Annotated in this window: 12 protein-coding genes; 8 read left to right on the forward strand and 4 right to left on the reverse strand. The window is 65.0% G+C overall.

Annotation, left to right across the window (positions count from 1 at the left end; translation table 11 throughout):
• Window positions 1-793: alpha/beta fold hydrolase (locus A2J03_RS20250; protein WP_068377611.1), on the forward strand; the 793-nt coding region annotated here is incomplete at its 5' end.
• Here A2J03_RS20250 and A2J03_RS20255 read toward each other — a convergent pair.
• From A2J03_RS20255 to A2J03_RS20265, 3 genes are all read right to left on the reverse strand, one after another.
• A complete protein-coding gene (locus tag A2J03_RS20255; protein ID WP_082897967.1) occupies window positions 776-1,402 on the reverse strand; it encodes an FHA domain-containing protein in 627 nt (208 codons plus the stop codon). The genes A2J03_RS20250 and A2J03_RS20255 overlap by 18 nt on opposite strands.
• Window positions 1,403-1,448: 46 nt before the next feature.
• Window positions 1,449-2,117: a hypothetical protein gene (locus A2J03_RS20260; protein ID WP_068377612.1), complete on the reverse strand. Its 669-nt coding sequence runs from the start codon at window positions 2,115-2,117 to the stop codon at window positions 1,449-1,451.
• A gap of 206 nt (window positions 2,118-2,323) precedes the next feature.
• A complete protein-coding gene (locus A2J03_RS20265) occupies window positions 2,324-3,055 on the reverse strand; it encodes an enoyl-CoA hydratase (protein ID WP_068377613.1) in 732 nt (243 codons plus the stop codon).
• Window positions 3,056-3,072: 17 nt separating this feature from the next.
• Between A2J03_RS20265 and A2J03_RS20270 the strand changes: the two genes are divergently transcribed.
• The 5 genes from A2J03_RS20270 (at window position 3,073) to A2J03_RS20290 (ending at window position 7,986) form a co-directional block, all read left to right on the forward strand.
• Window positions 3,073-4,191, forward strand: a complete 1,119-nt coding sequence (locus tag A2J03_RS20270; protein WP_068377615.1) for an NAD(P)-binding domain-containing protein — start codon at window positions 3,073-3,075, stop codon at window positions 4,189-4,191.
• Window positions 4,192-4,400: 209 nt separating this feature from the next.
• Window positions 4,401-5,231: a mycofactocin-coupled SDR family oxidoreductase gene (locus A2J03_RS20275; RefSeq protein WP_068377617.1), complete on the forward strand. Its 831-nt coding sequence runs from the start codon at window positions 4,401-4,403 to the stop codon at window positions 5,229-5,231.
• Complete coding sequence (locus A2J03_RS20280) at window positions 5,228-6,064, forward strand: mycofactocin-coupled SDR family oxidoreductase (RefSeq protein ID WP_068377622.1); 837 nt, start codon at window positions 5,228-5,230, stop codon at window positions 6,062-6,064. Before A2J03_RS20275 ends, A2J03_RS20280 begins: the two co-directional genes overlap by 4 nt.
• Window positions 6,061-6,996, forward strand: coding sequence for an AAA family ATPase (locus A2J03_RS20285; RefSeq protein ID WP_068377625.1), 936 nt, complete (start codon window positions 6,061-6,063; stop codon window positions 6,994-6,996). Before A2J03_RS20280 ends, A2J03_RS20285 begins: the two co-directional genes overlap by 4 nt.
• A gap of 69 nt (window positions 6,997-7,065) precedes the next feature.
• Window positions 7,066-7,986 carry a vWA domain-containing protein gene (locus A2J03_RS20290; protein ID WP_068377627.1) on the forward strand — a complete coding sequence of 307 codons (921 nt, stop codon included), beginning with the start codon at window positions 7,066-7,068 and terminating at the stop codon, window positions 7,984-7,986.
• Here A2J03_RS20290 and A2J03_RS20295 read toward each other — a convergent pair.
• Complete coding sequence (locus A2J03_RS20295) at window positions 7,941-8,627, reverse strand: hemerythrin domain-containing protein (protein ID WP_231912629.1); 687 nt, start codon at window positions 8,625-8,627, stop codon at window positions 7,941-7,943. The two genes, A2J03_RS20290 and A2J03_RS20295, sit on opposite strands and share 46 nt — an antisense overlap.
• A 67-nt stretch (window positions 8,628-8,694) precedes the next feature.
• On the opposite strand from A2J03_RS20295, the gene A2J03_RS20300 reads away from it, so the two are divergent.
• Both A2J03_RS20300 and A2J03_RS20305 read left to right on the forward strand, forming a co-directional pair.
• On the forward strand, window positions 8,695-11,955 hold the full coding sequence (locus A2J03_RS20300) for a BTAD domain-containing putative transcriptional regulator (RefSeq protein ID WP_068377629.1): 3,261 nt from the start codon (window positions 8,695-8,697) through the stop codon (window positions 11,953-11,955).
• A 42-nt stretch (window positions 11,956-11,997) separates the two neighbouring features.
• Window positions 11,998-13,802: MMPL family transporter (locus A2J03_RS20305; protein ID WP_068377630.1), on the forward strand; the 1,805-nt coding region annotated here is incomplete at its 3' end.

The raw sequence follows: 13,802 nt of genomic DNA on the forward strand, positions 1-13,802 counted from the left end.
GTGGTTCGACGTGGCCGCGGCACTGGAGAAGACGTGGGGCGAGGACATTCGCATGGTGTTCTACGACCACCGCGGCCACGGTTCGTCCTCGGCTGCCGATACCGGCTCGTACACGATCGAGCAGCTCGGACTCGACCTCGGAGCGATCGTCAGGACGATGGTTCCCACTGGCAGATACATCGTGGTCGGGCATTCCATGGGCGGAATGACGATCATGTCCTACGTCCGCCAGCACCTCGCCGAGCTCGGTGACCGCCTGGTCGGCGTCGGGCTGGTGGCGACGGCAGCACACGGAATCGCCGAGGAGGGAATCGGCGCGTGTCTCGCGCATCCGGCGGTCTCATTGTTCCGGACCGTCGTGAAGCGGGCGCCACGAGTCATGGGCGCATCGAAGCGCCTGAGCAGGGGAATTTGCGCACCGATCATGCGCGCCGCCGGCTGTGGATCGCGTCGCGTGAGTCCCCGGGTCGTCGCATTGGCGTCGGCGATGCTCAACGAGACGTCGGTCGTGACGATGGCGGGATTCCTGGGCTCACTGCACGATTTCGACGAATCGAAGTCGCTGTCGGCTCTCGCCGTGGTTCCGACGATGGTGCTGTGCGGGTCGGACGACCTGATGACACCACTGCGTCACTCACAGGCGATCGCCGACAATCTCCCCGCCGCTCGCCTCGTCACGGTCGACAATGCCGGGCACATGGTAATTCTCGAGCGTGCGACGGAGGTCGCCGACGCGATCGCTGTCCTCCTCGCCCAAACGTCGGTGACAGCACCACTAAAGGTCGCGCTGTGAGATCACTCCACTCTGGATGGCGCGCTCGGCCAGCCTGACCCGCTTGACGTTCTGCGGCAGATCCTCAACCCCGAATTTCGCGAACAACACCCGCAGGTGCGTCTTGACGGCATCGACGCTGAGGAATATCTCCGTCGCGATCTGCTGATTCGACGCCGGATTCGCGAAGGTCGCGTTGTGTTTGTACGGGCGACACAGCGCAACGAGAACGGCCCGCTGTGTCTCGGTGAGCGATCGAGTGTCCGGCATCTCCGACGCGATCCGTGTGGCCTCGTCGCCGATGCCGGAGAAGTCATGGAACGTGAGCAGGGATGTGCCGATGCGAATGGTGTCTCCGTGCCGCAGCCGTCGTCTGCCGGTGAGCCTGTCTCCGCCCACGTAGGTGCCGTTGCGCGAGAGGCCGTCATCGACGATGGTCCAGTGCCCTCCCATCCACTCGACCGCCGCGTGCAGCCGGGACACCTCGCTGTCGTCGGCGAACGAGATGTCCGCCTGCGACGATCGGCCCAGGGTCAGCCGAGCGCGCTCGGGTGAGAGCAGCACTTCGCGGCGCACTCCTCCGTCGCCCTCGTACTGCAGACGCGCGCTATCCCGGTCACCAAGAACCACCGCTACATCCTGCTCCGGCACGGAGGCCGGAGCAAGACGAACAGCACTACTTCTTGACGGGCGGAGCGTTCAGCAGCGTGATGAACGGTCCCGCATTGCTGGCGATGGCACTGAGGCCGCCGATGGCGGTACCTGCGAGCGACGCGGTGGAACCGAGAAGCAAGGCACCTCCGATGCATCCGGCGACCGGCCCTGCACCGAACAGCAGCGCTGCCGGCGCGGAGACGACGCCGACGGCGATGGCCCCGAGAAGGCACCCACCGACGAGACCTGTTGCCGCACCGAGGAATCCACCGACCGAGGCGGACAGTCCGATGTTGTCCTTGGTTCCCGCAACCGCGGCCGGGAGGTCGACCTGCTGCAGTCCGGGAATCTGAGTCGAGACCGGCGTTGCGGCTGCCGGTGACACGTCGGCGGTCAGAACGGCGTGATTGCCGTCGATGTCCGCTGCGACCGGGTGCGCGAGTCCATCGAAGGCGATGGACAGCGGAACCGAGTCCACCAATGCGCCACCGGCGTCGCGGACGACCAGGTGATTGTTCTCGTTGCTGAGCGTTCCTGCGGACGTATCGACGATGACCTGGTCACCGGCGGCACTGACGTTCCACCCCACCGGCGCGGGGGCGGGAGCAGGGTCCGCGTACGAGGTACCCATTGCGGTCGTCATTGCCGCGATCACCAATGCCGACGTTGCTGCGAATTTTCCGATCTTCATGTTCCCCGTCTTCCAGGTGTGTACGTGCGCGCACCCATCTGGGTGCGGCGCACAGCTAACGGGCATGCGGGGACCGAAAACTGGCCGACCGGGGCACGTAACACGACTACAGGGTTAACAGTGGAACAGCTCTACTCCAAAGGGACAGAACGGAATTGACGATTCCCAAGGGTCGGTAATCGGTAACCGTCACCTTGCTATGGCAATCAACGCCCGAGGAACTTCGGCTTGCGTTTCTCTTTACGTGCGCGGCGCGCTTCCTTCATGTCCTCACTCCTCCACGCAGCACCGAACGCGGCCCACTGATCCGGCGTCGGTTCGTCGTGCGTGCCGTCGTCGTTGAACACGAGCTTGAGATGTCTCAACGCCAGGGGTGCGAGTTCGGTGATCGCTGACGCCCATTCCTGTGCGACGGCAAGATCACCGCGCTTGTTGGCGAGACCACTGACGAATGCGGCATCGGCGTCGACACGCTCGCCACCCATCAGAATGGTCCGGGCGACGCCCCCACCCGCGAGAGATGCCAGCCTCTTGATGGTCCAGTTGTTGACCGCGATACCGAGACGAGTCGACGGAATCTCGAAGAAGGCACCGTCGGCGACGACCCGCAGATCGCATGCGATGGCGAGTTGCGTCCCGCCTCCTACCGCCGGGCCGTTGACAGCGGCAACGACGGGCACGGGCGCCCCGTCGATCGCTCTGAGGAGCCTCTCCAGCGCCTCGGGGAACTCCTCGGGGAAGCTGTCACCCTCCAGGTCGGCTCCCGCGCAGAAGCTCGAACCTTGACCGGTGATCACGATGACGCGCGCGTCGGATTCGACGGCTGCCTCGACTCCCTCGCGCAGCGCGACGCAGTGGGCGGTGTCGAGTGCATTGCGCCGCTCGGGACGCCTGAGTTCGAGGGTGACGACGTCGCCGTCACGAGTCTGTCCGATCATGGACACAGACGTTACTCATGGGTAGATGTGACCGATGCCCGCGGGCTGATGTACTGACCACCGTGATCGAAACAGATGTGGCCGTCATCGGTGCCGGACAAGCAGGACTGTCCGCCGGCTATCACCTCCGCCGAGCGGGTCTGGCAGCTGGTTCCGGGTTCGTCATGCTCGATCGCTCCCCCGCAGCAGGTGGCGCCTGGCAGTACCGCTGGCCGTCATTGACACTGAGCACGGTCAACGGCGTCAACGACTTACCTGGCATGGAATTCGCGGACACATTGACGGGTGAGAATCCCGACGAAGTCACCGCGGCCGAGGCAGTTCCGCGGTACTACCAGGCCTACGAGGAAAAGTTCGACCTTCAGGTTCGACGGCCGGTGACCGTCACCGTCGTCTGCGATCGCGAACCGCGGTTTCGCGTCGAAGCCGGAGAACTCGTGGTGTCCGCCCGTGGCCTGATCAACGCAACCGGTACGTGGGAGAAGCCGTTCATCCCGTCGTATCCGGGCGCCGAGACGTGCGGTGGTCGTCAGCTGCACACCAAGGACTACCGGACCGCCGACGAGTTCGCGGGCAAACACGTGGTCGTCGTCGGCGGGGGAATCTCGGCCGTGCAGTTGCTCGACGAAATCTCTCTCGTCACCTCGACGACGTGGGTGACGCGTCGCAAACCCGAGTTCCGGGACGGCGACTTCGGCCCGGACGCCGGGCGCGCTGCCGTCGCGATGGTCGAAGAACGCGTGCGAGCCGGTCTTCCACCCGGATCGGTTGTCTCGGTGACGGGCCTGCTGCTGACCGAGCGACTGAAGGCCGCGCGTGATCGCGGTGTACTGGAACGACTCCCGATGTTCTCGGAGATCATTCCCGACGGGCTCCGCTGGGCGGACGGCACATCCGTGAAGACAGATGTCATCCTGTGGGCCACCGGCTTTCGCAGCGCACTCGACCACCTCGCACCGCTGCGCCTTCGCGGTCACGGCGGCGGCATCGCCATGGACGGACGGCTCGCGACGCGCGTCGCCGCCGCCCACCGAGTGCACCTCCTCGGCTACGGCCCGTCGGCCAGCACCATCGGCGCCAACCGCGCAGGCCGGGCAGCGGTGGCGGAGCTGTTGACGACGCTCGACATCAGGTGACGGGGCCTCGCTACTCGAAAGCAGCTAGACGAGACCGCGAGTACCACGTAGAAATTTCCGGCGAATCGCCCACTTCTGCACTGAGTGTCAGATAAGTTTCTTGTCATGTCCTCCACCTTGGACATCCTGCCGCGAGACGCATCGGCCCCCGATGCGAAGCGTTTTGCGCTCGTACCGATTTCACTCGAATCGACCAAGGAAGTTCGATCATGGGAAAGCTCGACGGGAAAGTTGCATTCATCACCGGCGCCGCGCGCGGTCAGGGCCGCAGCCACGCGCTGAAGCTGGCCCAGGAAGGCGCCGACATCATCGCGATCGACCTCTGCGCCCAGGTCGCCAGCGTGGGATATCCATTGGCTACCGCCGAGGATCTAGCCGAGACGGTCAAGCAGGTCGAAGCTCTCGACCGCCGCATCGTCGCGTCCACGGCCGATGTGCGAGACACCGCACAACTGAAGAAGGCAGTCGACGACGGCGTCGCCGAACTCGGCCGCCTCGACATCGTCCTGGCCAATGCCGGGATCGCGAGTTTCGCACCCATCGAAGACCTCACCGACGAGGCCTGGGACGACATGATCGACATCAACCTGACCGGCGTCTTCAAGACCGTCCGCGCTGCAGTGCCACACATCAAGTCCGGTGGCCGCGGTGGTGCAATAGTGCTGACCAGCTCGACCGCAGGAATCAAAGGCCTCGCCAACCTCGCGCACTACGTCGCCGCGAAACACGGTGTCGTCGGCCTGGTGAAGACACTCGCAAACGAGTTGGCACCGTTCGAGATTCGCGTCAACTCCGTGCACCCGACATCGGTCGACACCGACATGATCCACAACGCGCAGACCTATGCGACATTCATGCCGGACAATCCCGATCCGAAACGGGAAGACGCAGCCGAGGCGTTCAAGACCCTGAACGCATTGCCGATCGAGTGGGTCGAACCCGTCGACATCTCCAATGCGATTGCATTCCTGGTCTCCGACGACGCCCGCTACATCACCGGCGTTCAACTTCCCGTCGATGCGGGATCGGTGATCAAGTGACCGGCACACTCGACGGCAAGGTCGCGTTCATCACCGGTGCCGCGCGCAGTCAGGGACGCAGCCATGCACTTCGGCTCGCCAAGGAGGGCGCCGACATCATCGCAATCGACCTGTGCGGTCCCGTCGACACCATCGAAATGTATCCCGGTGCAACGGAAGCCGACCTTGCTGAGACGGTTAAGCAGGTCGAGGACCTCGATCGCCGGATTGTCGCCACCAAGGCCGATGTCCGGGATTCTGCCGCCGTGAAGAAGGCCGTCGACGACGGAGTGGCCGAACTCGGTCGCCTCGACATCGTGCTCGGCAACGCCGGTGTATTCGACATCGCACCTGCTCTCGAGATCACCGACGAGGCCTGGCAGACCATGCTCGACGTCAACCTCACCGGCGTGTGGAACACGTGCCGAGCGGCGCTGCCCCACCTCATCGCCGGTGGACGGGGTGGTTCGATCGTGTTGACGAGTTCGACGGCGGGACTGAAGGGCACGCCGAACACCGTGCACTACACCGCAACCAAACACGGTGTCGTCGGCATCATGCGCACGCTGGCGAACGAGTTCGGCCAGCACAGCATTCGGGTCAACACTGTCCATCCCACCGGGGTCGACACGGTGATGATCCAGAACCCCAAGACGTGGGGATTGTTTCTTCCAGACGACCCGAACCCGAGCCGTGAGAAAGCCGAGGCGATCTTCGCCACGACCAATACTCTGCCGATTCCGTGGGTCGAACCGATCGACATCTCCAACGCCATCGCGTTTCTGGTCTCCGACGAGGCCCGATACATCACCGGTGCGACACTTCCCGTCGACGCTGGATACACGATCAAATGACGGTCACTATGTCGATCGCCGAGGTGCGTCGCCGCATCGCGACGCACCTCGTCGGTCGTAGTCATGAACTCGACCTGCTCCTGGCGGCGGCCGCGGCCGGGCGGGACCTGCTGATCGAGGGCCCACCCGGCACCAGCAAAAGCACCTTGCTCGGCGCGATCACAGCGGAATGGGGCATTCGCCTTCTGTTCGTCGAGGGCAACGCCGACCTCACCCCGGCGCGAATCGTCGGACACCACAATCCAGCTCGGGTACTGCGCGAGGACTACAGCGAGGACAACTTCGTTCCCGGCCCACTCGTCGAGGCGATGCGCACCGGCGGATTTCTGTACGTCGAGGAGTTCAACCGCGCACCCGAGGACACGCTGAACACCCTGCTGACTGCGATGGCCGAGCGGAGAATAGCCATTCCGCGCGTCGGAACCGTGCACGCATTGCCCACTTTCCGGGTCGTCGCGTCGATGAACCCCTACGACAATGTCGGCACAACACGACTGTCGACGAGCGTCCACGACCGTCTGTGCCGTCTCGCGATCGGCTATCAGGACGCCGAGTCCGAACGCGGAATCGTGGCACTGCGAACAGAATCCGACTCGATCAGGCTCATCGCCGATTCCGTCGCAATCACGCGCGCAACCCGTGAGCACGAGGACATCACTCAGGGCAGCAGTGTGCGAGGAGCGATCGACCTGACTCTCGTCGCGCAGCAGCTGGCGGACTTGCGTGAAGTTCCGATTCCCGAGGTGCCCGACATCGATCCACCGAGGAACCTCCCCGAGCCGTACCAGCAGGTGATGCTCGACGCGATCTACGTCGCGCTGTCGGGGCGCATCCATGTCGACGAGACTGCCGACGCGACGCCGGAGGGCATTCTGTACACCATCTGGCAGGACCACTTTCTGCTGAAGCCGGCGGCCGCCGCACCGGGTTGAAGAGCAATCGTCGCCGATTCTCCCGTACGCAAGCCCGGCTCGGGTTCCCTGGCCCGCACCCTGAAGCCGTTGCGCCGCAAGCCCAAACAACTCACAGAGTCGCCTACTGTGTTCCGCCCGGGTGCAGGCGGTATTGTCCTGATCGCCGACGGGCGGAGCAGAGCCGGCAGTGCATCGACGGACAACAACCCGTCGGCCCCGGGGTTCACCGACGAATCCGCGGAGGTCATCTCACTGCGCGAGGCTACCGAAGAGGAGTCGACGGCCGACGCGAAAACCCGCGCTCTGGCCCGAAAGATCGCTGCGAGGCTGGCGGTCCGACGCCCCCGCCGTGATCCTCGTGCACGACGAGGAGTCGGAGAGCTGACCTCGCTGCGGTATCGGGACGGTTCCGACGAACTCGACATGGACCGCACCATCGACGTTCTCGCTGCCGACCCGTTCCCCGAGGACGACGACATCATCGTGCGGGAGCGACTGCACACGGCACGGTCCATCGTTCTCGTCGTGGACATTTCGGGATCGATGAAGGGCGAGCGTGTCCGGACGGCCGCCGCGACGGTTGGTGCGCTGGCGGGCGAACTGAGCCACGACGATCTGGCCGTTGTCGCGTTCTGGTCCGACGCGGCAGTGCTGAGCCGCTTCGGTGATCCGATGACGCCGCTGGGGATCCTCGACACAGTGCTGAGCATTCCCGCTCGCGGTCTGACGAATGTACAGTTCGCCCTCGAGACCGCAGCGAGAATGCTGCGCATGGTGTCGTCGCCGGACAAGCGGGTTCTGCTGTTGTCGGACTGTGTGCACAACGCAGGTCCCGACCCTCGGTACGTCGCGGCCTCTATTCCTCGACTCGACATTCTGCTGGACACATCCGGCGAGAACGACGCCGATCTGGGCCGCGACCTCGCGCGTCTCGGCCACGGCCGTATCCGCGCGGTGCGCACCTATCGTGACGTCGGACCAGCGCTGACGGCATTCTTCGACGGGTGACCGTGCACCCTCTGGTAGTCGGCTTCGAACTTCCTCCTGCCCAACACTTTCCACGCGATGCGCGCCGGGAGTGGACTCTGCGCCAGGAAGTAGGCGCGCTGCCTGTCGGTGGCGCTCAGCAGAATGTAGCCGAGGAAGACCAGCATGCGATCCTTCGGGATCGACGCGTGCCCGATCTCGCCGACATGGGCCCACTCCGCCACCGTCAGATGCTTCTCGGCCAGAGGCAAGGCCACCGCTTCCTCGTCGTCGAGATGAGCGTTCAGCGCTGCCGACAGCGCCGTCAAGGTTACTGCCAGTTGCTCACCACGGTGCTCCCGCGCAGAGGTGCGAAACGCCGAGGCCTGGGCCAGGGCACGATCGATCAGCTCACCGATCCGCTCGTGCTGCTCCTCCATCGTCAGGATCGCCGAGGTGTCGTCCACCCTGTTCAGCAACAGTGGCCACAGGGCCTCGTCCTCGGCGATGTGGTGATGGTGCAGCGCGGTCGTCAGTTCGATGAGAAAGTCGACCAGAACGCCTGCTCGATCGGTATCGCCGTCGGGCACGGCGGTGATCAGCGACGGCATTGCCGCGAATCGGTCTCGGAAGCACTGGTGGATGATGACCATGTTGTCGGTGTCGGGCTGTGTAGTAGTCATGGTAGGTACCATCGCGCGGCGCACTAGTAGTTCACTTGGAGCCCACTAGCTGCTCTACGCTGTTCGCGTGCAGGTGACGGTGCTCGGCCAGACGAGTGCGGAGGGATCGACCGGGCAGATCAACCTCGGTGGCCCCCGGCAACGAGCCGTGCTCGCAATCCTGCTCATCGCGCGCGGAGACATCGTGTCCGTCGACAAGCTCACCGACGACCTGTGGAACGGAGAACCTCCCCCACGGGCGATCGGCGCGCTGCAGGCGTACATCTCCAACCTTCGCCGCGTCCTGGAACCCGATCGCGCCCCGCGGACCGCGTCCTCGATCCTGGTCAGCAAGGCACCGGGGTACGCGATCCGATTGCCGACCGAAGCCGTCGACGCCTGGCATTTCGAGAAGTCGATCCGCGACGCCGATGGCAGAGAACCCGCGATCCGTCGCCGCATTCTCGCCGATGCGCTCGCTCTGTGGCGCGGTGACGCGTACGCCGAGGTCGCCGGTGAGCCATGGGCGGAGGCCGAGATCGCGCGCTTGAACGAACTGCGAACCATCGCCAGAGAACGTCTCGTCGCAGCAACGCTGGAATGCGGCAACGCTTCCGATGCTGCGCTCGACGCGGCGACCCTGACGCGCGAACATCCCTTACGCGAGGAGAGTTGGCGCTTGCTCGCGCTCGCGCTGTACTCCAGCGGTAGGCAAGCCGACGCCCTCGCCGCGCTACGACAGGCCCGCACGATCCTCGGCGATGAGCTCGGCCTCGATCCTGGCCCTGCCCTGATCGAGCTGGAAGCAGCGGTCCTGGCTCACCGAGTGGTGACGCCTCGCACGGGTCGGTCCGTGGGCACTACCCTCGTCGAACCGCCTGCGCCCACGTCCGATAGAGAAACGTTCTTCGGTCGCGCCGACGAGCTTCGCCGGCTCACCGACCAGGCGTCGTCGATCGTTCTGGTTGCAGGCGAAGCAGGTTCGGGAAAAAGCGCGCTCCTCGCAGCCTCGAAAGCGGCGCTCGACTCCGTCGGGTGGACATGCTTGCTCGGACGCTGTCCCGAGGCCGACGGAGCCCCACCAGCGTGGGCGTGGACGGAGATACTGCGCAGCGCCGCAGCCGAATTCGACGTCGGAGCCCATGCCGAGGCGCTTGCACCCCTGCTCACGGACACCGCGGTGACACAGCAGGGCAATCGATTCCGTCTTCTTCGAGCCGTCGTCGACTATCTGACCGACGTCGCCGCTACCACTCGCGTCACGGTGATACTCGACGACCTGCACCGCGCGGACCCGGAGACTCTCGCCCTACTCGTCGCTCTCGCGCGCTCATCCTCGGCGTCCCTGCGCATGCTCGGCGCATACCGTCCCGACGAACTCGGACCCGACCATGAGGCCACGCTGGCCGCACTGGCTCCGCTGTCACCAGTGCGGCTCCGACTCACAGGTCTGACCGACGCCGAGGCCGCCGAACTCGTCCAGTCGGTGTCCGGTCTGACACCGGAACGAAGCACGATGGAAATCCTCACCGAGCGGACCGCCGGAAATCCGTTCTACCTCCGCGAAAGCGCGCTGCTGCTCAGCAGCGAGGGAGCCGTGGTCGCAACGTCCGAAGTGCCCGAGGGCGTGCGCGACGTACTTCGCCGACGCTTCGCCCGACTCCCCGAACTGACGATCTCCATGATGCGACTCGCGTCGGTGTTCGGGCGCCAGGCCGACCTCGAAGTCCTGCTGACCGCCACGGAACTCGACACCGACACCGCCCTGGACGCACTCGAATCCGGCGTCGTCGCCGGCTTGCTCGACGACTCGGATCCGACCAGGATTCGGTTCACGCACGTCCTCGTCCGCGACACGCTGTACTCCGATCTGACCCTGATACGTCGCCGTCGGTGGCATGCCCAGATCGCCGAAGCACTCGAACAGCAATCACCACAGGACTTTTCGGCTCTCGCACTGCACTACGGACAACTGCACGGCGACGCGCACACCCGCAAAGCACTCGACTACGCGGTCGCAGCTGCCGCCGAGGCCGACGATCGTTTCGCGCACGGGTCGGCCGCGCTGCTGTACTCCGACGCCCTCGCTGCCTGGGACCGGCTCGAGGACGGTTCCGTCGACGAGCAGGTCGAACTGTTGGCGAGAAAGATATCCGCCCAGGTTGCCGCCGGCTCGAGTATCGGAGCGGCCGAGGCCCGTCGGCAAGCGGTGTCGATAGCCGAGCGCACCGGCCGCACCGATCTTCTGATTCGTACACTCACCGCGGGAGAGCTGCCGACGACCTGGCTCAAACGCGAATACGGCATGTACGACGCCGATCTCGCCTCGTTGATCGAGCGAGCCCTCACCTTCGACGACATCGACGAGGACTCCCGATGCCGACTCCTGTGCGCGCTCGTCGACGAGATCCGAGGGGAAGCGGACGAGCGCGCGATGGAGGCGGCCGAGGAGGCGTACACGTTGGCGCGCACACTGCAGAGCCCGGAAGTGCTCGGACTGGCAACGAACGCCCTGTGGAATCTGGTCGGTGCCGACCTCGACCCCGAGCGTCGAATGTCGTTGTCCCTGCAGCTCATCGAGCTGGGTACCACGCACGACATGCCGGTCTTCGCGATGATCGGACATCACGGGTCGTTTCTCGTCGACGCAGTCGAACGTCGCTTCGACTCCATGCGTGCACATCTCGACGAGGAGTTCGCGCTCGCCGAGCGGTACAGCTGGCAGCAGTCGCTCGCCACATGCCACCTGTCGCGCGGAATGTTGGCCCACGCTGCCGGTGACATCGAGGCGGCACATCGCCACTTCGACGCGGGCGGAACCGCATTGCGTTCGAGCGTCGCTGTCAACGCCGATGTCATCCATGCCCTTGCGTACGTCACGACGGCTGTCTCGACGGGGACCCTTGGGGCGTTCGAGCCCGGTCTGCGCACGTTGTACTTGCAGTACCCGGCAGTCGCGGCGGATCTACTGGCGCTGGCGTTGGCTGATCTCGGCAGAGCGGGCGAGGCGCTCGAGGTTCGCCGGGCAGCGGGACCGATCCGGCACGACTTCTTCGAGTCCCTGTTCCTTGCCCTCCGCGGTATGGCCGTCCTCGAAACCGGCGAACTCGACCAGGCTGCTGCCGTCGCGCACTCGCTGTCCAGATTCACCGGCCAGCTCGCCGGCATGGCAACCGGAACCTACGTCGTCGGGCCCGTCGACACCGTTCTCGCCCGGCTCGCGACCGCGCTCGGCGACACCGATCGTGCTGCCGACTACCAGGCTACGGCGCTGCAACTGGCCCGAGCATGGGGCAATCCGCAGTGGATTCTCGCGGCTACTAGAAAGCCACAAGAACACTCCAAGTGACTGCGTCCACGCTGTGTTCACCACAGACGAAGGAGCATTCACATGAGGATCTTGCTCGGCAGACTCGGCGCAATCTGCGCCGATCACCCCTGGCGGACGCTGGGAGTATGGATCGCGTTGTTCGCCGCGACGATCGGCGCAGCGGTGGCATTCGGCGGTCAGATGCAGGACAACTACCACGTCGAGGGGCTCGACTCGATCGCCGGAAGCGAGTTGCTCGCCGACCGGTTTCCCGACCTCGCCGGGACCGATGCTCGGGTCGTGGTGCACGATGACGTGGCACTCGATCCTGGGGTTCTCACGAGCCTGCAGAGCAGACTGCAGGCGTTGGACGGTGTCGGCACGGTCTCGCCGGCGCGCATCTCCTCCGACGGCGATACCGCGTTGGGCTCGGTGCAGTACCGCATTCCGGTCACCGACTTTCAGGGCACCGACGGCATCGACGCACTGCGCTCCGCCACTGTTCCACTCGAGCGCGAGGGCATCCAGGTCGAACTGGGAGGACAGGTAGCGGAGAACATCAGCTCGCCCAGTGGTGCCGCTGAAGCCGTCGGAATCGTCGTAGCGCTGGTGATCTTGCTGCTGGCTTTCGGGTCCGCCATCGCTGCAGGACTTCCCATTGCTGTGGCGATCATCGGCGTCGGCATCGGCTCCGGCATCGTGGCCGTCCTGGCGTCGTTCACTCAGATCAGCCCGATGGCTCCGACAATCGCCACGATGGTGGGCATCGGCGTCGGGATCGACTACGCGTTGCTTCTCGTCACTCGCTTCGCCGACGGCCTGCGATCCGGTATGACAACCGAACAGTCTGCAGCGCATGCCAATTCGACGGCCGGAGTGTCCGTCGTCTACGCGGGTACGACGGTCTTGCTGTGCCTGCTCGGACTCAGGTTGGCAGGTTTGCCGGTGTACGCGTCGATGGGCTACGCGACTCTCGCCGTCGTCGGCGCGGTGATGCTGACGTCTGTCACCGCCGTTCCTGCGCTGTGCGCGTTGACAGGGACGCGGTTGTTGCCGAGGACGCCGCGGCGCCGGGTCGGCCCGGCCCGTACGGAGAAGTGGGCTCGGATGGTATGCCGCAGGCCCGTGGTCTGGACGCTGGCTGCATTGGCGCTTCTCGCTGTCCTGGCAGCCCCGGTTCTCGACATGCGTATGTGGCCGCAGAATGCAGGTACACAGCCGACGTCGAACACCACGCGGCTCGCGTACGACCTGATCGACAACGAATTCGGGCCGGGAGCGAACGGTCCCTTCATGGTGGCGGTCGATCTCTCCCAGGTATCGACGAGCCGATTGGGCGCTCTGACAGAAGAACTCGCCCGGGATCCTGGAATCGCCGTCGTCGGTACACCGATCACCAATCCTGCCGGCGACACAGCGGTGGTGGTGTTCGAGCCCACGACCGGACCGAGTGACGAAGCGACAGTTGCGCTCCTGACGCATCTGCGACAGGACGTCTTACCGGAGGGCGCGATCGCTACCGGTGTGACCCCGATCTTCGCCGACATCACCGACCGAGTCGCCGAACGCATCTGGCTCGTCATCGCGTTCGTCGTCGCACTGTCGGTCGTGCTGCTGACGGTGGTGTTCCGATCGATCGTGGTGGCAATCAAAGCCGCGGCGATGAACCTGATGTCCGTCGCTGCAGCCTACGGCGTCATGGTCGCGGTGTTCCAATGGGGATGGGGCGCAGAACTACTCGGACTTCCCCATGCGGTTCCGGTGTCCAGCTGGGTACCGATCCTGATGTTCACCATACTGTTCGGACTGTCCATGGACTACGAGGTGTTCCTGCTCTCGCGGATTCGCGAGCTGTGGCTGCAGTCCGGCGACGCGCACGCCTCGGT

Origin of the sequence: Rhodococcus sp. EPR-157, from assembly GCF_001647195.1 — a bacterium.
GTDB lineage: Bacteria > Actinomycetota > Actinomycetes > Mycobacteriales > Mycobacteriaceae > Rhodococcoides.